The 18,536-nt window shown below is 71.2% G+C and carries 16 protein-coding genes and 1 pseudogene; 6 read left to right on the top strand and 11 right to left on the bottom strand.

Annotated elements, in window-relative coordinates:
- Window positions 1-17: 17 nt before the first annotated feature.
- Both ACWCQS_RS01740 and ACWCQS_RS01735 read left to right on the top strand, forming a co-directional pair.
- Window positions 18-701 carry an ABC transporter ATP-binding protein gene (locus ACWCQS_RS01740; protein ID WP_451002626.1) on the top strand — a complete coding sequence of 228 codons (684 nt, stop codon included), beginning with the start codon at window positions 18-20 and terminating at the stop codon, window positions 699-701.
- A gap of 302 nt (window positions 702-1,003) precedes the next feature.
- Window positions 1,004-4,243 (top strand): S8 family peptidase, encoded by a 3,240-nt coding sequence (locus tag ACWCQS_RS01735; RefSeq protein WP_451003007.1) that lies wholly within the window; start codon window positions 1,004-1,006, stop codon window positions 4,241-4,243.
- Window positions 4,244-4,327: 84 nt separating this feature from the next.
- Here ACWCQS_RS01735 and ACWCQS_RS01730 read toward each other — a convergent pair whose 3' ends face one another.
- Complete coding sequence (locus ACWCQS_RS01730) at window positions 4,328-5,239, bottom strand: helix-turn-helix domain-containing protein (RefSeq protein WP_451002625.1); 912 nt, start codon at window positions 5,237-5,239, stop codon at window positions 4,328-4,330.
- Window positions 5,240-5,408: 169 nt separating this feature from the next.
- Between ACWCQS_RS01730 and ACWCQS_RS01725 the strand changes: the two genes are divergently transcribed.
- Window positions 5,409-6,449, top strand: a complete 1,041-nt coding sequence (locus ACWCQS_RS01725) for an NAD(P)-dependent alcohol dehydrogenase (protein WP_451002624.1) — start codon at window positions 5,409-5,411, stop codon at window positions 6,447-6,449.
- Window positions 6,450-6,554: 105 nt separating this feature from the next.
- Here ACWCQS_RS01725 and ACWCQS_RS01720 read toward each other — a convergent pair whose 3' ends face one another.
- The 5 genes from ACWCQS_RS01720 to ACWCQS_RS01700 all read right to left on the bottom strand — a co-directional run bounded on the left by ACWCQS_RS01720 (window position 6,555) and on the right by ACWCQS_RS01700 (window position 11,917).
- Window positions 6,555-7,271 (bottom strand): hypothetical protein, encoded by a 717-nt coding sequence (locus tag ACWCQS_RS01720; RefSeq protein ID WP_451002623.1) that lies wholly within the window; start codon window positions 7,269-7,271, stop codon window positions 6,555-6,557.
- Window positions 7,272-7,364: 93 nt separating this feature from the next.
- The gene (locus tag ACWCQS_RS01715) at window positions 7,365-9,809 is read right to left on the bottom strand and encodes a SpoIIE family protein phosphatase (RefSeq protein ID WP_451002622.1); all 2,445 of its coding nucleotides are present in this window, start codon (window positions 9,807-9,809) and stop codon (window positions 7,365-7,367) included.
- A 98-nt stretch (window positions 9,810-9,907) separates the two neighbouring features.
- The gene (locus ACWCQS_RS01710; RefSeq protein ID WP_451002621.1) at window positions 9,908-10,738 is read right to left on the bottom strand and encodes a hypothetical protein; all 831 of its coding nucleotides are present in this window, start codon (window positions 10,736-10,738) and stop codon (window positions 9,908-9,910) included.
- Window positions 10,728-11,207: a DUF6114 domain-containing protein gene (locus tag ACWCQS_RS01705; RefSeq protein WP_451002620.1), complete on the bottom strand. Its 480-nt coding sequence runs from the start codon at window positions 11,205-11,207 to the stop codon at window positions 10,728-10,730. Before ACWCQS_RS01705 ends, ACWCQS_RS01710 begins: the two co-directional genes overlap by 11 nt.
- 86 nt (window positions 11,208-11,293) lie before the next feature.
- Entirely contained in the window at window positions 11,294-11,917 is a 624-nt protein-coding gene (locus ACWCQS_RS01700; protein ID WP_451002619.1) for a DUF6230 family protein, read from the bottom strand.
- Window positions 11,918-12,238: 321 nt separating this feature from the next.
- Between ACWCQS_RS01700 and ACWCQS_RS01695 the strand changes: the two genes are divergently transcribed.
- Complete coding sequence (locus ACWCQS_RS01695; protein WP_451002618.1) at window positions 12,239-12,883, top strand: CBS domain-containing protein; 645 nt, start codon at window positions 12,239-12,241, stop codon at window positions 12,881-12,883.
- 5 nt (window positions 12,884-12,888) lie between these two features.
- On the opposite strand, the pseudogene ACWCQS_RS01690 reads toward ACWCQS_RS01695, so the two are convergent.
- A pseudogene (locus ACWCQS_RS01690) lies at window positions 12,889-13,109 on the bottom strand (hypothetical protein); the annotation flags it as partial.
- Window positions 13,060-14,178, bottom strand: a complete 1,119-nt coding sequence (locus tag ACWCQS_RS01685) for a hypothetical protein (protein ID WP_451002617.1) — start codon at window positions 14,176-14,178, stop codon at window positions 13,060-13,062. The pseudogene ACWCQS_RS01690 and the gene ACWCQS_RS01685, both read right to left, overlap by 50 nt.
- Window positions 14,179-14,372: 194 nt before the next feature.
- Here ACWCQS_RS01685 and ACWCQS_RS01680 point away from each other — a divergent pair, with 194 nt between their 5' ends.
- Window positions 14,373-15,527, top strand: a complete 1,155-nt coding sequence (locus tag ACWCQS_RS01680; RefSeq protein WP_451002616.1) for a cystathionine gamma-synthase — start codon at window positions 14,373-14,375, stop codon at window positions 15,525-15,527.
- 118 nt (window positions 15,528-15,645) lie between these two features.
- Here the strand turns inward: ACWCQS_RS01680 and ACWCQS_RS01675 are convergent, their stop codons facing one another.
- The 3 genes from ACWCQS_RS01675 to ACWCQS_RS01665 all read right to left on the bottom strand — a co-directional run bounded on the left by ACWCQS_RS01675 (window position 15,646) and on the right by ACWCQS_RS01665 (window position 17,084).
- A complete protein-coding gene (locus ACWCQS_RS01675; RefSeq protein WP_388620122.1) occupies window positions 15,646-15,894 on the bottom strand; it encodes a hypothetical protein in 249 nt (82 codons plus the stop codon).
- Between the two features lie 31 nt (window positions 15,895-15,925).
- Complete coding sequence (locus ACWCQS_RS01670; protein ID WP_451002615.1) at window positions 15,926-16,429, bottom strand: sigma factor-like helix-turn-helix DNA-binding protein; 504 nt, start codon at window positions 16,427-16,429, stop codon at window positions 15,926-15,928.
- Between the two features lie 148 nt (window positions 16,430-16,577).
- Entirely contained in the window at window positions 16,578-17,084 is a 507-nt protein-coding gene (locus tag ACWCQS_RS01665) for a MarR family winged helix-turn-helix transcriptional regulator (protein ID WP_451003006.1), read from the bottom strand.
- A gap of 161 nt (window positions 17,085-17,245) precedes the next feature.
- On the opposite strand from ACWCQS_RS01665, the gene ilvA reads away from it, so the two are divergent.
- On the top strand, window positions 17,246-18,475 hold the full coding sequence (gene ilvA / locus ACWCQS_RS01660; protein WP_451002614.1) for a threonine ammonia-lyase: 1,230 nt from the start codon (window positions 17,246-17,248) through the stop codon (window positions 18,473-18,475).
- The last annotated feature ends 61 nt before the right edge of the window (window positions 18,476-18,536 follow it).

Here is an 18,536-nt window from a genome sequence, read left to right as displayed (position 1 = left end):
CCTCCCCAGGAGCCACCGTGTACGAACTCAGAAACGTCACCAAGCGCTACACCCGCGGCAAGGACACCGTCCACGCCCTCGACGGCGTCGACCTCACCATCGCCGACGGCGACCGACTCGTCATCCAGGGCCCCACCGGCGGCGGAAAGTCCACCCTCCTGCAGATGCTCGGCGGTCTCGACCGCCCCACCTCCGGCGAAGTCGTCCTGGACGGCACCGACCTGGCCAAGCTCAGCGAGGCCCGCCTGACCGGTGTCCGCAGCGAGAACATCGGCTTCGTCTTCCAGTCCTTCAACCTCATCCCGACCCTCACCGCCCAGGAGAACGTGGAGACGGCCCTCGTCCCGCTCGGCATCAAGGTCAAGGAGCGCCGCGAACTCGCCGCCGACGCACTGAAGTCCGTCGGCCTCGGTGAACGCCTCTCCCACCTCCCCGGCGAGATGTCCGGAGGGCAGCAGCAGCGCGTCGCCATCGCCCGGGCCGTGGTGAAGAAGCCCAAGGTGCTGCTCGCCGACGAACCGACCGGCAACCTCGACGAGGGCATGCGGGACGAGATCATGGATGTACTCGAACGCCTGTGGAAGGAGCACGGGTTGACCTTCATCATGGTCACCCACGACTCCGCGATCGCGAAGAAGGCCCCGCGGCTGGCCACCATCCGCAAGGGAAAGATCACGGTTAAGGAGAACGCGGGCGCCTGACGGCCCGTAACGCCGTTCGCAGCCAGTGCACTTCGCGGTTGTGTAACGGTGTCCCGGCCACGGCGTAACAGTTTCCCGTCGCTCTTTCTTACCGTCCTCTCATCCATTGAGCCGACTGATCACCCCCCGGCATACTGCGTGACCCGGGGGGTTGACGCTCCTGCGTACGAGACCACCCCCGGCCGGGTGAGCGGGGAATTCGCCCGGTACTCCATCTCCAGGGGGAGAACTTGCGCAGACAAGTGAAAAGAGCTGCTGCGGCCAGTGTGGCCACGGCCGCAGCCGTCGCCCTCGCAGCGGGTATGACCAGCCCGGCGACGGCGAGGCCCGCCGAGCGCACCCCGGCCGCCGCCTCCGCGCTCACGGCGAAGACCCATGTCACGCTCATCACCGGTGACCGTGTCGTCCTCGACGCCAAGGGCCGCATCGTCGGCCTCCAGCGGGCCAAGGGCCGCGAGCACATACCCTTCCAGGTCCGCAGGACCGATGGCCACACGCTGGTCATCCCGGTCGACGCGGCCCAGCTGGTCGCCTCCGGCAAGCTGGACCAGCGCCTGTTCGACGTCACCGAGCTGAACAAGGCCGCCACCCGCCGGGCCCAGAAGAACGGCCTGAAGGTCATCGTCGGCTACACCGGATCCGCCGCGGCCGCCAAGGCGGACATCCGTGGCGCGGGCAAGCTGCGCCGGAGCCTGAGCGCCCTCAACGCCGACGCCGTGCAGACGCCGGTCAAGGACACCGCCGCGCTGTGGCACGCCGTCACCCGCGGGGACACCACCGCCTCCGGCATCGCACACGTCTGGCTCGACGGCGTCCGCAAGGCCTCCCTCGACAAGTCCGTGCCGCAGATCGGAGCCCCGGTCGCCTGGAAGGCCGGCTACACCGGCAAGGGCGTGAAGGTCGCCGTCCTGGACACCGGCGTGGACACCAGCCACCCGGACCTCAAGGACCAGGTGATCGCGTCCAAGAACTTCTCCGGCGCCGCCGACGCCACCGACCACTTCGGGCACGGCACCCACGTCGCCTCCATCGTGGCGGGCACCGGCGCCAAGTCGGGCGGCAAGTACAAGGGGGTCGCCCCCGACGCCAAGATCCTCAACGGCAAGGTCCTGGACGACACCGGCTCCGGTGACGACTCCGGCATCCTCGCCGGCATGGAGTGGGCGGCCCAGCAGGGCGCCTCCGTCGTCAACCTCAGCCTCGGCGGCTACGACAGCCCCGGCATCGACCCGCTCGAGGCCGAGGTCAACAAGCTGTCCGCCACCAAGGGCATCCTGTTCGCGATCGCCGCGGGCAACGACGGGCCCGACTCGATCAGCTCGCCGGGCAGCGCCGACGCCGCGCTCACCGTCGGCGCCGTCGACAAGAAGGACCAGCTCGCCGACTTCTCCTCCACCGGCCCGCGCCTCGGCGACTACGCCATCAAGCCCGACGTCACCGCGCCCGGCGTGGACATCACCGCCGCCGCGGCCAAGGGCAGCGTCATCGACCAGGAGGTCGGCGAGAAGCCCGAGGGCTACCTGACCATCTCCGGCACCTCGATGGCCACCCCGCACGTCGCGGGTGCCGCCGCGATCCTGAAACAGGAGCACCCCGACTGGGGCTACGCCGAGCTGAAGGGCGCGCTGACCGGCTCCGCCAAGGGCGGCAACTACACGCCGTACCAGCAGGGTTCGGGCCGGATCGCGGTGGACAAGGCCATCGGGCAGTCCGTGATCGCCGACCCGGTGTCGGTGAGCTTCGGGATGCAGCAGTGGCCGCACACCGACGACAAGCCGGTCACCAAGAAGGTCACGTACCGCAACCTCGGCGACAAGGACGTCACGCTCAGCCTGAGCAGCACCGCCCTCGACCCCAAGGGCCACGCGGCCCCGTCGGGCTTCTTCAAGCTCGCCGCGACGAAGCTGACGGTCCCCGCGCACGGCAAGGCCTCCGTCGGCCTCACCGCCGACACCAGGCTCGGCGGCACCCTCGACGGCGCCTACTCGGCGTACGTGACCGCGACCGGCCCCGGCCAGACGGTCCGCACGGCCGCCGCGGTGGAGCGCGAGGTGGAGTCGTACGACATCACGCTCAAGGTCATCGGCCGTGACGGCAAGCCGGCCCAGTTCTACAACGCCACCCTCAGCGGTGTGGCCGGTCTGGCGAGCGGCACGGAGCTGAGCCCGTACGACAAGTCCGGCACGGTGAAGGTGCGCGCGCCCAAGGGCACATACATCCTGAACTCCGCCGTCTTCGTGGACAAGGGCGGCACCAAGGGCACCGACTGGATCGCCGAGCCGAAGCTGACCGTCTCCAAGAAGCAGACCGTCACCATCGACGCGCGCAAGGCCAAGCCGGTGGACATCACCGTCCCGGCCTCGGGCGCCAAGCCGGAGTTCGCCGCGCCGGGGTACTCCCTGACGCTCGGCGACGGCGAGTACAGCTACAGCTGGTTCCTGGACTCGTACAAGAACTTCCGCACCGCCCACCTGGGCCCGAAGCTGCCCGCCGGCCAGCTGTTCCAGCAGTGGGACGGCCACTGGAGCAAGGGCACGAGCGAGGAGTACGACGTCACCTCCGGCGGCCCGGTCAGGCAGCTCGCCACCGGCTACACCAAGCACTGGAAGGCGGGTGAGCTGGCCACCGTCAAGGCCCGGCTCGGTGCCGCGGCGAGCGGCAAGACCGGCTCGATCAGTGCCATCGGCTGGCTGCCCGGCAGCTCCAGCGCCTCCTCCGTGGACATCCCGCAGAAGCTGCCCGGCACCCGCACCCTGCACGTGTCCGCGGGCGGCGGGGTCCTGTGGGACCTGGACTTCAGCCAGTACGGCGGGCGCGACCAGGACGGCTTCCCGGTCCAGGACGCGGGCTACATGCTCGGCCAGTCCTCCTTCAAGGCCGGCCACAGTTACACCCGGACGGTCAACACCGCCGTCTTCGGCCCGCATGTCGACAAGGACCTCGGCCTGTTCCGCAACGGCGACGAGATCTACGGTTCGCTGCCGCTGTTCGCCGACTCCGGCAGGCACGCCGGGTACTCGGAGTTCACCTCGGTGAACACGACCCTGTACCGCGACGGCACCAAGGTCGGCTCCAACGAGGACCCGCTGTTCGGCGACACGACCTTCAAGGTCCCGGCGGGTGACGCCGCGTACCGGCTGACCACCTCGGTCAAGCGCTCGGCGAGGATCGCCCAGGCCTCCTCGCGGATCGACGCGACCTGGACCTTCCGCTCCAAGAAGGTGTCCGGCGCCGCCGTCCAGCTCCCGGCGTCCGTGCTGCACTACGGCGCCACGACCGGCCTGGACAGCCGGGTCGCCGCCGGCAGGACCGTCACCTTCCCGGTCACCGTCGAGGGATCGGCCGCGGGCCGCAACCTCAAGTCCCTCGCGGTGTACGTCTCCTACGACGGCAAGACCTTCACGAAGGTCGACGTCCGCGGCGGCAGGATCACCGTGAAGAACCCGGCGAAGGGCAAGTCCGTCTCCTTCCGCGCCGAGATCACCGACAAGCAGGGCAACACGTCGGAGATCACGATCTACGACGCGTACTTCGGCAAGTGAGCCGTAGCGCCCGCTGAACGAGCGAGGGGCACCCGGAGTGAGCTCCGGGTGCCCCTTCGTCGTACGAACGCGTCGTACGAAGGCCTACGCCGACGGCACCGCGCGCGTCGCGTCCGTGCCCCAGCTGGCCAGGAGGCGCAGGGAGTCGGCGGACGGGGAGCCCGGCTCGGCGTGATAGGTGATCAGCGACTGCTCGGAGTCGTCCGCCAGGCGGAAGCCCTCGAAGTTCAAGGAGAGATCGCCGACCAGCGGGTGGTGCAGACGCTTGACGCCATGGCTCTTCTCCTTGACGTCGTGCGTCGCCCACAGGCGGCGGAACTCCTCGCTCTTGACGGAGAGTTCGCCAACGAGTGCCGACAGCTTCGGGTCGTCCGGGTGGCAGCCCGCGTCCATGCGCAGGGCACAGACGATGTCGATCGCCTTCTGCTCCCAGTCGATGAACAGCTCGCGGTAGTCCGGGTGCAGGAACACCAGACGCGCCCAGTTGCGCTCGCCCGCCGGCAGCTCCGCCCAGTCGCCGAAGACCACCGCCGCCATCCGGTTCCAGGCGAGGATCTCCGAGCGGCGCCCGACGACGTACGCCGGTACGCCGTCCATCGTGTCCAGCAGCTGCCGCAGCGCGACCCGGACCTGCTGCTGCCGTGCCGCCGGCTTCTTCTTGTGCGACTTCGGCTTGGCCAGGTGGGTCAGATGCGCGTGCTCGGCGTCCGTCAGCCTGAGCGCCCGGGCGATCGAGTCCAGGACCTCCGCCGAGACGTTCCGACCGTTGCCCTGTTCCAGCCGGGTGTAGTACGCCACCGACACCCCGGCCAGCTGCGCCAGCTCCTCACGGCGCAGCCCCGGCACCCGCCGGTGCCGTCCGAAGTCCGGCAGCCCCACGTCCTCCGGCTTCAGCCGGGCCCGCCGGCTGCGCAGGAACTCGCTCAGCTCGGCCCGCCGGTCCAGCGGCCGCCCGGCGGCCGCTGCGGCCTGCGGTTCTGAGTCCCTGTGTGCCATACGTCCAGTATTCCTGGTCGTACGCGCACCAGCCTGACCCCGCCAGTGATAGGCACGGCGGTCGTACGCAAAGGCGTGGTCTGGGTGGCCGGCCGGGACCGCGGCAGGCTGGGGCCGTACCCGGTCGGAAGTCGGCCGGGCACGGAACACCTGCTAGGAGAACCCCGGCATGACCACTGTTGCTGCGTACGCCGCCCCCGCCGCGAAGGCTCCGCTGGAGCGGACCACCATCGAACGGCGGGCGGTCGGCGAGTTCGACGTCCTGATCGACATCAAGTTCGCCGGAATCTGCCACTCCGACATCCACCAGGCCCGCGAGGGCTGGGGCGAGGCCATCTTCCCCATGGTGCCCGGCCACGAGATCGCCGGCGTGGTCTCCGAGGCCGGCCCCGGTGTGACGAAGTTCGCCGTCGGGGACCGGGTGGGCGTCGGCTGCATGGTCGACTCCTGCCGTGAGTGCGAGAACTGTCTCAAGGGTCTGGAGCAGTTCTGCCTCAAGGGCATGGTCGGCACGTACAACGCCGTCGGCAGGGACGGTGAGCCCACCTACGGCGGCTACTCCGAGAAGATCGTCGTCGACGAGAACTACGTCGTGCGCATCCCCGACGGCCTGTCGCTGGACGTGGCGGCCCCGCTGCTCTGCGCCGGCATCACCACCTACTCGCCGCTCCGGCACTGGAACGCTGGCCCCGGCAAGAAGGTCGCCGTGGTCGGACTGGGCGGCCTGGGCCACATGGCCGTCAAGATCGCGCACGCGATGGGCGCCGAGGTGACCGTCCTGTCGCAGTCCCTGCGCAAGAAGGACGACGGCCTGAAGCTGGGCGCCGACCACTACTACGCCACCAGCGACCCGCAGACCTTCGCCGAACTGGCCGGCACCTACGACCTGATCGTCTCCACGGTCTCGGCGCCGATGGACTTCGGCGCGCTGCTGTCGCTGCTGAAGGTGGACGGCGCGCTGGTCAACGTGGGCGCGCCCGAGGAGCCCATCGCCCTGAACCTGTTCTCGGTGATCGGCGGCCGCAAGACCCTCGCGGGTTCGATGATCGGCGGCATCGCCGAGACCCAGGAGATGCTGGACTTCTGCGCGGAGCACAGCATCGGCGCCGAGATCGAGCTGATCAGCGCGGAGCAGGTCAACGAGGCGTACGAGCGGGTGCTGTCGAGCGACGTCCGCTACCGCTTCGTGATCGACACGGCGACCATCTGACGGGCGGCCGGCTCGGGGTGCCCCCTGGCGTCGGGTGCGGGGACGTCGTGGTCGCTCGTGCGGTTCCCGCCCGCCCCTTCGGGTGCGGGCGGGTGCGGCTCGGGCCTAGGCGATCGAGAACGCTTCCCCCGCGCGGTAGGCCCGCACGAGCACCCCGCCGTCCCCGTCCGGCCGCACGACATGGGCGCGCCCCAGCCCCGCCACCCGGACCTCGCCGTCCACCACCTGGAGCAGGGTGCTCTCGTCCACGGCGACCCCGTACGGCGCCGCACCCCGCCCGACCGCCGCGACCAGCCGCGCGAGCGTCCCCCACTGGGCGGCGTGGACGTCCACCGCGAACGGCACCAGTCCGAGCCCCGCCCGCACCTCGATCTCCGCCAGGTCCTCCCCGGTCTCCTCCGGGCACACCGGCACCCCGTCCATCAGCCACCCGCCGACCACGGCCCGCCGGGCGGCGACCGCGGCACCGGCGGAGAACCCGGCGTACGGCATCCCGCGCCCGGCGAGCAGCGCCGGCAGCCGCTCCTGGCAGTCCCCGAGCGCCTCCTGGTACGCGGGCGTCAGCCCACCGCACACCAGCAGCCCGTCGACCCCGTCCAGCGCCGACTCCGGCTCGAACCGGCCGCCGAGCGGCACGAGCAACGGCACGGGAGTGCCCGCTCCCGCCTTGCCCAGCACCTCGGCATACCGCTCGAACTGCGCCGACCCGTCCCCCTCGTCGACGATCAGACACCCGATGCGCCGGCCTGCGCCGACCGCCCCGACGAACGGCTCGTACACCTCGGCGGTGTCCCACCCGCCACCGATCAGAAACGTGCTCACCGGTTTCCTCCCCCGTCGCTGTGCACCTTGTGTGGCTTCCGTGACCTGGCGAGCGGTGAATCTACGGGGGAGGGCCCGCCTCCGTCGCCGGAATTACGGGCCTGATGCGGGCGGAAGAGGCTGCTCCGTCCAGACGGTCTTGCCGTCGTGGCTGTAGCGGGTGCCCCACCGCTCGGTGAGCTGCGCGACCAGGAAGAGACCGCGTCCGCCCTCGTCCGTGCTGAGGGCCCGTCGCAGATGGGGGGACGTGTGGCTGGTGTCGGACACCTCGCAGATCAGAGAGTGCGTACGGATGAGGCGCAGGGTGACGGGGCCGGCTGCGTACCGGTAGGTGTTGGTGACGAGTTCGCTGGCGACCAGCTCGGTGGTGAAGGCCAGTTCGGTCAGTCCCCATTCGGTCAGCTTCGCCGTGACCAACTCCCTGGCACGGGCGGCGGCGGTCGCTTCCAGGGGCAGCTCCCATGAGGCGACATTCTGTGGCCGTAGCGCCCGGGTACGAGCGATGAGCAGCGCGACGTCGTCGGTGGGGAGGTGGCCCTTGGGCAGCAGCGCTTCGACCGTGGCGTTGCAGATCTGGTCCAGAGGTTCCGTGGGGTCGGTGAGACATGCGCGCAGGTTCTTCAGCGCGGCGTCTACGTTGCCGTTGCGTGCCTCCAGGAGGCCGTTGGTGTAGAGCGTGAGCAGGCTGCCCTCCGGGAGGTCCAGATCGTACGTTTCGAATGGCAGTCCGCCCAGGCCGAGCGGTGGACCCGCGGGCAGATCGAGCACGGTCACCTCGCCGTCGGGGGTGGACGCCATCGGCGCCGGATGGCCGGCGCGTGCGAGGGAGCAGCGCTGGGAGACCGGATCGTAGACGGCGTAGAGGCAGGTGGCCCCGAGCACCTGCTCGATGGCCGACCGGTTGCCGTCGTGGTTCGCCTCCTGTTCGGCGGCCAGCAGACTGACCAGATCGTCGAGGCGCGCCACCACCTCGTCCGGTTCCAGGTCGAGGCTGGCCAGGGTGCGCGCGGCGGCACGCAGACGGCCCATCGAGGCCGCGGCGTGGATTCCGTGGCCGACCACGTCCCCCACCACGAGGGCGACCCGGGCCCCTGACAACGGGATCACGTCGAACCAGTCACCGCCGATGCCCGGTTCACCGCTGGCCGGGAGGTACCGGCAGGCCACCTCCACGGCCGGCAGGTCGGACGCCGCGCTCGGCAGCAGACTGCGCTGAAGAGTCAGAGCGGCGCTCTGCTGCTGGGTGAAGCGGCGCGCGTTGTCGATGCACACGGCCGCGCGCGAGGAAAGTTCCCGGGCCACCGCGGCATCGTCGTCCTCGAAAGGCTCGGAATTGCGCGACCGCCACAGGCTCACCACGCCCAGTACCAGGCCGCGCGCGACCAGAGGGACCGCGATCAGCGAATGAACGCCGAGGCCCAGGGCGATCTCGATCCGCCGCCGGTCCATGTCGTACCACTCGGGGCGCAGGGACAGCAGCCCTTCGAGGATCGGGCGACGCTCGGCCAGGCACCGCGCCTGTGGGGATTCCGGAAGCAGCGGGACCACCTCGCCCTCCTGGAACGGGACGCGGCGTTCCGGTGGTGCGAGCGCAGTCCGGAGCAGCGGGCCCGCCGTACCGGGAACTGGTTCGTCGCCCAGCGTCACGGGTTTGAGGAGGTCGACCGAGCAGTGGTCGGCCAGCCCGTGCACGGCCACCTCGGCCAGTTCCCGAGCCGTCTGTGCCACGTCCAGCGAGGTTCCGATGCGGGCGCTCGCCTCGTTCAGCAGGGCGAGTCTGCGTTGCGCCCGGTGGCGGTCGGTCACGTCCTCGATCGTCTCGGCCACGCCGAGAACCCGGCCCGAGGGGTCTTCCATCCGGAACGCCGAGACGGACACGATCCGTTCCCGGCCCGGATCGTGGCGTGCCCGGGCGGACTGCTCCGTGAAGATCAACGGCTCGCCGGTCTCCAAGACGTGCCGTACCCGTTCCTCTGCCGGACCTGCGTCCTCGTCGACCATGAATTCGCGGGGGCGATGGCCTACCGGCGCCGAGGCCGGGACGCCGCTCGCCTTTTCGACCGCGCGGTTGACCCGGATCACCCTCCTGTCCGGGCCGTGGACGACCAGGCCGATCGGGGACCGGTGGTACAGGCCGTCCAGCAGCGCGCGGTCCCGCTGCCAGGCGATCACCTCCGGAGCAGGAGCACCGACGAGGAGCCATTCCTGACCGCCGCCCTCCCGGGTGACCGCACGGGCCCGGAAACCCATCTCCACACGGCGTCCGTCGCGGTGCCGGACGGTCAGGACGCCGAACCATCCCCCCGCCTTCATGGCGTCCGCGACGACGGACCGCGCGACGGGCAGGTCACGGGCGTCGATCAGGAGGTGCTGCCAGGCGCGTCCGATCACTTCCTTGGCCGGATAGCCGAGCAACTCCTGCGCACGTGCGCTCCAGCCGACCACGGTGCCTTGATCGTCGAGCACGGCCGAGGCGCCACGCCCGAGGGCGAAAGGATCCTCCGGACTCTCGCTGAAATGTATCGACGGCGTCCCCATAGCCACCACCTTGCCTCCGTGACTCCGATGTTCCTCCCTGTGTTCTCCGTCCGCGACTCTCCGGTTCCTCCCGGCCCGGGCCCGCTCGGGGCCGCGGGTCACCCGGCCGGGGCGTGGAGCAGCGGTTCCGTGATGGACAGGTTGCCGCCGAATTGCGCGACTGGTGAAACGGTCGCGTCGACGCAGGTGATCGTGCGTGTACGGGTGACCAGGTGCGCCAGCCAGGGAGGTACGGCGTCGGGCGTGACGGCGACGGTGCGGTTCGCGGGGAGAGAGGCGCCGCCGAGGGAGGTGACCGTGCCGGACAGATTGCGGAGGTAGAGGGTCACCACGCCGTTGCCGCCTTGGCCTGTGAGCGTGGTCCTGGACCTGGCCTGCAGTCGCACCGCTGCGCGGCCTCGGCCCGCGGTGACGTCGAGGTTGACGGCATCCACGGACCGGGCGACGAACTTCAGTGCGCGAATGGGCCCGGCTGCGGTGCGTACGGTGACCACACCGCGGAAGCCGACGGCTCGGAGTACGAGTCGGTCGGCGCGCAGTACCCAGGAGATGGTCGTAGGGCGGGCCGGCGGTGGGTCGAGCGGTGCGTCGGAGAGGGACCACGAGGCCCCCGTGGCCGCTCGTGCGGTGCTCGCGGACGGCCGCGCGGCGTGTGCCGGTGCCGCCCCGAAGCGGGGGAGCGTCCGCGCCGGACCGGCCGGTTGCGGGGTGGCGCTTGTGGGGGTGCCGGTGTCGGCGGGTGTGGGGAGCGGGTGCGTCGGCCAGGGTGTGGGGAGGCGCAGGACCAGGGGCACGGCGGCCGCGGCCAGTGCGCAGGCGATGGGCCGTGGTAGTCGTCCGAGCATGCGGTGGGGCGGTGGGGTACGGCCCGGGCGGCGGGGCTCGGGGGCGGAGGAGTCCGTGGTCCGATGGGCGTGGTCAGTTGCCACGTCGGGCTTCTCCTGCCGGAACGGCCGTGGACGCACAGTCCGCCGGCGCCGGCGACGGTTCGGTGGCGACGGGAGTCCAGGAGCAGGCCAGGGAGCCGCCGATCAGACCGGTGATCAGTCCGAGGAAGAGGCCGCCGAGGTTCGCGACGGGGAAGGAGACGAGGGCGAGCAGGAGAGTGGCGATTCCGGCGAACACGCGGAGGTGCGGTTGGTACCAGAGGGTGAGCCCCAGGGTGATGAGCAGAACGCCGATGATCAGGGCTCCGGCACCGGACGTGGTCGACATGGCCAGCGGAATTCCGGCCAGGTCCAGATTCGCGTACGGCCAGTACAGGATGGGCAATCCCGCCGTCGAGGTGAAAAGCCCTGCCCAGAAGGGGCGTTCGCCACGCCAGGTTCTGAACCTGTGCCGGGCGCGCGCCGCGGTGACGCGCAATCGGGTTCGTCTGCCGAGGAGATTGGTGCTCACGTATCTTCCTGATCAGCGGGTGCGGCGTACGCGGGGCCGGGCGGCGCGGTTGCGGGGGCGTTCGGCAGGTGCGGCCCGCCCGGGGCTCAGGAGCATTCGTGGCGGCCGTGCTCGATCTGCACGCGCAGGCCGGGAATGCTGAACGTACCGGCAGAGAGCGCGACCGCCGTCACATGCACGTCGGTCAGGGTGACCGACGTGGCCTGCTGCCCGAAGCCGTTGGGGTCGAAGAAGGGCGAGTTCCTGTCGCCCGGATTGATCGGGCCCTTGGTGATCTCCCCCTGTGCGATGCCCTGGTCGAGTCCACGGAATTCCGCCTGCCCGGCCGACTGGAATGCCGTGTCGAGGAACAGGTTCGATGCCTCGACCGGTCGTTTGTCTCCGCCGGTGAGCTTCAGCGTCTGCGGGCCCAGCACCGGCACCTCGATCACCACGGACTCGCACAGCCCGCTGATCGTCGAGTGCCGGGATCCGGTGACCTGGACCGGCACACGCTCGCCCTGCCTGGTCACGTCCACCATGCCGTAGATGCTGAGGCCGCGAGCGGTCAGCGTGTCCGCGGTGACCTGGAATCTCTGGCCGGAGATGAGGAACGACGCGGCCAGTGCCCCCTGCCCCATGGCGATGCCCAGGGCCGCGCAGGCTGCGATGCTCGGTACCAGGACTGCCGCGAAGCGCCGCCAACGGGTTTTGCCGGCGCGGTGCGACATCCCGTCTCCTTCGATCTCGGCGCGGGTCCGGCCATACCTTGACGAAGCGGATATTTCCTCGTAGTCCAGTGACGGATCCTAGGCTTCCGGGTGCGGCAACCGGCTGCACGCCAGGGCCGCCGTACGGGTGACGCATCTGTTGCTCGGCCTTTCGGGCGACAGACGGTGCACACGCGCTGTGGGGCAGCCGGCCCCTCCGCCAGGCCGAACGTCACTGGTCGCCGGGGCGGCGCGGTGTTGTCATGGGTAGGGAGACGGGTGTGGACGAGCGGCCGGGGGGCCGGGGCTCCGCCCCGTCGCGAAGTGGAGGAGGCCGATGCCATGCTGCACCGCCGCACGGTCAGTGACGTGATGACCGAGGAGGTCATCACCGTCCGCCCCGACACACCCTTCCACGAGATCGCCGCCTTGCTGGACGCCAACGACATCGCCGCGGCCCCGGTCGTCGACGACGAGGGCGCTCCCATCGGCGTCGTGTCCGCCTCCGACGTGCTGCGGCACGAGACCGGCATGCCCGACCCGCAGGGGCGGGACGGGAATGACGAGCACGCATGGGGCAAGGCCCGGGCCCGGACCGCGGGCGCACTCATGAGCAGCCCCGTCTTCACGGCCCGTGCCGACTGGACGATCCCCCGGGCCGCGCGGGAACTCCGCAAGCGGCACGTCAAGCAGTTGCCGGTGGTCGGCGACCACGGGCTCCTGACCGGGATCGTCAGCCGCAGCGATCTGCTGGACGTCTTCATCCGCTCCGACGTCGAGATCCGCGTCGAGGTCGAGCGGGACGTCCTGGGGCGCATCCTCGGTCTGGAGAAGGGCACCGTCGCGGTGGAGGTCCGGGACGGCGCCGTTACGCTGCGGGGTCACGTCCCGGAACCGCGTCTCGTTCCAGTGGCCGTGGGTCTGTGTCAGGGCGTCGACGGTGTCGTTGCCGTGGACGCCCAGCTTGTGGCCGTCCGGGCGGACTGATCGTTGTCCGCCGGCAGGTGGTACTGGATTTCTGTGGTGATCCGGCCGTGGCCGGAGGCGGTCAGGACCTTCCGGTACGTGCTCTGGGAGGCTCGGCGGTGGTGGTCTGGGCCGGGGGGTGGGTGTGGATCGCCGAGCGGTACTGCGTGCCCACGCCGTTGCCCCCGGTCGGCGGTTCAGCCGGGCAGGGTGGCCGGGCTGCCGCCGTTGGCCTCGTATCCGGCCACCGCCAGGGCGCGGTAGAGGGCGAACTCGGCGGCCGGGTCGGCGGACAGCGTCCAGGGCAGGGCGCCGATGTGCCCGTCCACGTGTATCAGCTGGTGCATGGCCTCCTGCCAGCGCTCGGCGCGGACCAGGAAGAAGACCAGCAGATGGCGGACGTGCGCGAGCATCGGGTCGTCGGGGCGGGCCGAGTGCACCGCGTGCAGGGCGCCGTGCATCGCCTTGGTGACGACCTCGCTCTGGTAGAAGCCCGCCACCAGATTCACCTCGGGGAGGTGCTCGAAGACCGCGAACAGGGGCAGCGCGGCGAGCAGCGAGCCCTGCGGCGCGCGGGCCGCGGCGGCCTCGGCGAAGGAGTACGCCTGCTCGCGCGAGCCGTGCCACTTCTCGCACCAGTAGTGCAGCGCGGCCAGATGCGCGCCCATGTGCTGCGGGGCGCGGTCGAGGATCTTCAGCCACAGCTGGTCGAACTCGGCCTGGGAGTAGGCGAGTCCGCGGGCGATGGACAGCTCGACGATGTACGGCACCGGGTCGCCGGGGGCCAGCAGAGCCGCCTGGGCGCACGCGTCCCGGGCCTCCTCCATGATGATCCGGAAGTCGTCCGTGCCCGGCGTCGAGGTCCGCCAGGCCTGCTGCACCAGGAACTCCGCGTAGACGGCGGCGCACCCCGCGTCCTTGGGCTGCTCGGCCCGCCACACCCGCAGCCACTGACCCCCCGGCGTCTCGTGCACCCCGCCGGGCCGCTGCTGCAGCTCCAGCGCGGCCGCGCCCGCGAAGGCCTGGACGCGCTGCCAGCGCAGCTCACCTTCGGTCTCGGTGCCGGCCAGCAGCTGGGAGGCCGCGCGATAGTCCTGCGTGCGCTGCACCAACTCCAGGACGTCCAGCAGGTCCTGGTCCGGGCCGGGCATGCGCAGGTCCAGCTCCTCCTGGCGCACGAAGCCATAGGCCGCCGGGTCGGCGGCGTCCGGGTGTCCCGGGGGGACCTGCTCGATCACGCCGCGCCTGCGCCGCATGACCGACAGCAGCACGAAGCTCAGCATGAGCAGCGCCATGAGCAGCCAGAGAATCGACATGCCCCAAGCGAACCAGACGCCGCCGACAATTGGCCAACCCCGCCGCCAGGCTGTGGAAAACTCCGGTCCCGTTCATGACAGGACACTCCGGGGGCGGTGTCCGTACGGGGTCCACGCAGGGAAAACCCTTCGTCCGGTGCCGCCTGTGCCGGGCGGGCGTCAGCATCCGGCCAGGCGCACTACGCTCGGTGCACATGAGTGACAGGCACATCAGTCAGCACTTCGAGACCCTCGCGATCCACGCGGGCAACACCGCGGATCCCCTCACCGGCGCGGTCGTCCCGCCGATCTACCAGGTCTCGACCTACAAGCAGGACGGCGTCGGCGGGCTGCGCGGCGGCTACGAGTACAGCCGCAGCGCCAACCCCACCCGCACCGCCCTCGAGGAGAACCTCGCCGCGCTGGAGGGCGGCCGTCGCGGTCTCGCCTTCGCGTCCGGCCTGGCGGCCGAGGACACCCTGCTGCGCACGCTGCTCAGCCCCGGTGACCACGTGGTGATCCCGAACGACGCCTACGGCGGCACCTTCCGCCTCTTCGCCAAGGTCGTCACCCGCTGGGGCGTGGAGTGGTCCGTCGCCGACACCAGCGACCCGGCCGCCGTACGGGCCGCGATCACCCCGAGGACCAAGGCCGTCTGGGTGGAGACCCCCTCCAACCCGCTGCTCGGCATCACCGACATCGCCGCCGTCGCCGCCGTCGCGCACGACGCGGGCGCGAAGCTCGTCGTCGACAACACCTTCGCCACGCCCTACCTCCAGCAGCCGCTGTCGCTGGGCGCGGACGTCGTCGTCCACTCCCTGACCAAGTACATGGGCGGCCACTCGGACGTGGTCGGCGGCGCGCTGATCGTCTCCGACCAGGGCCTCGGCGAGGAGCTGGCCTACCACCAGAACGCGATGGGCGCCGTCGCCGGCCCCTTCGACTCCTGGCTGGTGCTGCGCGGCACCAAGACCCTCGCGGTGCGGATGGACCGGCACAGCGAGAACGCCGCGAAGATCGCCGACATGTTGACCCGGCACCGGCGCGTGACCAGCGTGCTCTACCCGGGCCTGCCCGAGCACCCCGGTCACGAGGTCGCCGCGAAGCAGATGAAGACGTTCGGCGGCATGGTGTCCTTCCGCGTCGACGGCGGCGAGGAGGCCGCTGTCGAGGTGTGCAACCGAGCCAAGGTGTTCACGCTCGGCGAGTCGCTCGGCGGCGTCGAGTCCCTGATCGAGCACCCCGGCCGGATGACGCACGCCTCCGTGGTCGGCTCCGCACTGGAGGTCCCCGGCGACCTGGTACGCCTGTCCGTGGGTATCGAGAACGTCGACGACCTGCTGGCCGACCTCCAGCAGGCGCTGGGCTGACGCGAACGGACGCCCTGAGGCGGGGCCGGGTCACGCAGGCCGGCGGGGCTCCTGGTGGGTGGCCGGTGGCTGGTGACCGGTGGCTCCGCCGCGGGGCGCGAACGTACGACGCCCCGGCTCACCAGCCGGTGATCGGCGGAGTCGTCTGGGAGGGCGGTTCCGTCCACGGGTGCACTCGGGCCGCCCACACGCTGAACGCGACGGCTGCGGCGCAGGCCAGCAGCCACAGCACCCGACGGACGAGCTGCCGGTGCCGCAGCAGGCGCTCGCCACGGCGCACCGCCTCCCCGCAGAGGTCCGGCGGCACCGGCGCCGGGGCCTGTTCCATGATCTGCCGCGCGGCGGCCTCCCGCTGGGACCGGTTCACGCCGCCCTCCCGTCAGGCCGGGGTCCCGCTGTCATGACGGCGCCACCTCCCTGCCCGCCGTCCGTGCTGCGGGACGGCTCGGGGGGTGCAGCAGCGTGGCCGTGGCGCGGTCGCAGATGGTGTGGACGCGTTCCCGGGGGAGTCCGAGGAGAGCCGCTGCCTGTTCCTCGGCGACGCCTTCGTAGAGGCGCAGTACCAGGATCAGCCGCTCCTGCGGGGTGAGCGCGGCGAGCGGGCTGCGCGGATTCGGGCGGGTGCGGCCGAACGCGCCGTACTGGTGCCACGTCGCGCGTGCGAAGCGGGTGGCCAGGTACTGGCGGGCGCAGTCGTACGGGTCCTCGCCGTGCAGCCGGTCCCAGCGCGCGTAGGTGTGGGCGAGCGCGAGCGTCAGCAGGCGTCGCGCGCGCGGGTTGGCATCCGGCGCCTCCGCTGTGAGCAGCGTGGCGGCATGCAGCAGACGTCCGGCCGCACCCGCGACGAACGCCTCGAACTCCCGGGCCCGGCGGGCACCCCGGGACGCCTGCCGATCACGCACCGCGCCTCCCCCTGGAGAGGCCCTGTCCGGTACGGGACAGGTGAACCGCGTACGAACGACACAGGACCCGGTCTCATATGAGGCCAGCGGGGGCCCGGGGTCAAGACTTCGGCACGGACCCGTGCGTGTCCGCGGTGGGAGCCCGTGCTCAGGACGCCGGCGGCTGCTCCGCCGGCGCCGGCCCCTGCACCGTCATCCGCGCGGACAGCGCGCGGTTGAACCGGGTCAGGAGCGTGCAGAACTGCTCGCGCTCCTCCGGTGCCCAGTCCTGCGTCAACTCGGCCATCAGCTGGCGCCGGGAGGAGCGCACCTCCTCCAGCCGGGCGGTCCCGCGCGGGGACAGCTGAAGGACCACCGCACGCCCGTCCTCGGGGTGCGAGGTGCGCTTGACGAGCCCGGTGTCGACCAGCGGAGCCACCTGCCGGGTGACCGTGGAGGAGTCGATGCCCATGCTCGCGGCGAGCGCCTTGACGCCCATCGGGCCTTCCTTGTCGAGGCGGTTGAGCAGGAGATACGCCGCGCGGTCCATGGAGTTGCGCACCTGCCCGACCCCGCCGAGCCGCGTCTGTTCGGCACGCCGGGCGAACACCGCCACCTCGTGCTGGAGGGTGTCGAGAAGACCGGTGTCACCGACGGTCGTCATGTCCATCGACATTTCAGGTGTTGTGGGCATGGCCGGAGGCTCGCTTCATGAAGGGCTGCTGGTTGGGGGACAGGGTACGCGGCCCGGCGGCGGGCCGTACCGGCGCTGCGCAAACCGGTCTCGGAGCTTGGTCACACCCGTCGTGTACGACCGTGAACTGCGATGCTGGAGTCATGAGCTACGGCACGGCTGACTCCTTGCGTTCCGTCACCCTGGACGATGTGCGCGGAGCGCAGAAGATGCTCTCGGGTGTGGCGCGGGTGACCGCGATGGAGGGCAGCCGGCACCTGACCCAACTCGTCGGCGCACCGGTGCATCTGAAGTGCGAGAACCTGCAGCGCACCGGTTCGTTCAAACTGCGCGGCGCCTATGTGCGGATCGCCGGGCTGCTGCCGGAGGAGCGGGCGGCCGGGGTGGTGGCCGCGAGCGCCGGGAACCACGCGCAGGGCGTGGCGCTGGCCTCCTCGTTGCTCGGGGTGCACTCCACGGTGTTCATGCCGAAGGGCGCCCCGCTGCCCAAGATCAGCGCGACCGGCGACTACGGCGCCGAGGTGCGCCTGCACGGCCAGGTGGTCGACGAGACGCTGGCCGCCGCCGAGGAGTACGCGGCCGAGACGGGGGCGGTGTTCATCCACCCCTTCGACCACCCGGACGTGATCGCCGGTCAGGGCACGGTCGGCCTGGAGATCCTGGAGCAGTGCCCGGAGGTACGCTCGATCGTCGTCGGAATCGGCGGTGGCGGACTCGCGGCCGGCATCGCGGTGGCGGTGAAGGCGATCCGGCCGGACGTCAGGATCGTGGGCGTACAGGCGGAGGGCGCGGCGGCCTACCCGCCCTCGCTGGCCGCCGGGCATCCGGTGTCGGTGGAGAGCCCGGCGACGATGGCCGACGGCATCAAGGTGGGGCGGCCCGGCCTGGTGCCGTTCGGGATCGTCAGGGACCTGGTCGACGAGGTGCGCACGGTCAGCGAGGACCAGCTGTCGGCCGCGCTGCTGCTGTGCCTGGAGCGGGCCAAGCTGGTCGTGGAGCCGGCCGGGGCGAGCCCGGTCGCGGCGCTGCTGGCCGCGCCGGGCACCTTCGAGGGGCCGGTCGTCGCGGTGCTCTCCGGCGGGAACGTGGACCCGGTGCTGATGCAGCGCGTGCTGCGGCACGGCATGGCCGCACAGGGCCGCTACCTGGCCGTTCGGCTTCGGCTGACGGACCGCCCGGGCGCTCTCGCCACACTCCTCGGGGTGTTGTCAGTGGCCGACGCTAATGTCCTCGACGTGAGCCACGTACGAACCGACCCCCGGCTCGGGCTCACGGAGGCGGAGGTGGAGCTGCACCTCGAGACGAAGGGCCCGGCGCACTGCGCCGAGGTCGGCCAGGCCCTGCACGACGCGGGTTACACCGTCATCGGCTGAGAGCCCGACGGCGGGCCTGATACTGATCGGCCACTCGTTCGAGTCAATCCCCGATCCACCC

The sequence above is a fragment of the Streptomyces sp. NPDC002076 genome (assembly GCF_053593835.1).
Note: the sequence above shows the minus strand (reverse complement) of the source record. Positions and strands in the feature narration are given on the sequence as shown.

Excerpts from the sequence above, each read along its gene's own strand:
- ACWCQS_RS01735 (WP_451003007.1), top strand. The coding sequence starts at position 1,004 with ATGACCAGCCCGGCGACGGCGAGGCCCGCCGAGCGCACCCCGGCCGCC.
- ACWCQS_RS01730 (WP_451002625.1), bottom strand. The coding sequence starts at position 5,239 with ATGGCACACAGGGACTCAGAACCGCAGGCCGCAGCGGCCGCCGGGCGG.
- ACWCQS_RS01725 (WP_451002624.1), top strand. The coding sequence starts at position 5,409 with ATGACCACTGTTGCTGCGTACGCCGCCCCCGCCGCGAAGGCTCCGCTG.
- ACWCQS_RS01715 (WP_451002622.1), bottom strand. The coding sequence starts at position 9,809 with ATGGGGACGCCGTCGATACATTTCAGCGAGAGTCCGGAGGATCCTTTC.
- ACWCQS_RS01700 (WP_451002619.1), bottom strand. The coding sequence starts at position 11,917 with ATGTCGCACCGCGCCGGCAAAACCCGTTGGCGGCGCTTCGCGGCAGTC.
- ACWCQS_RS01695 (WP_451002618.1), top strand. The coding sequence starts at position 12,239 with ATGCTGCACCGCCGCACGGTCAGTGACGTGATGACCGAGGAGGTCATC.
- ACWCQS_RS01685 (WP_451002617.1), bottom strand. The coding sequence starts at position 14,178 with ATGTCGATTCTCTGGCTGCTCATGGCGCTGCTCATGCTGAGCTTCGTG.
- ACWCQS_RS01680 (WP_451002616.1), top strand. The coding sequence starts at position 14,373 with ATGAGTGACAGGCACATCAGTCAGCACTTCGAGACCCTCGCGATCCAC.
- ACWCQS_RS01665 (WP_451003006.1), bottom strand. The coding sequence starts at position 17,084 with ATGTCGATGGACATGACGACCGTCGGTGACACCGGTCTTCTCGACACC.
- ilvA (WP_451002614.1), top strand. The coding sequence starts at position 17,246 with ATGAGCTACGGCACGGCTGACTCCTTGCGTTCCGTCACCCTGGACGAT.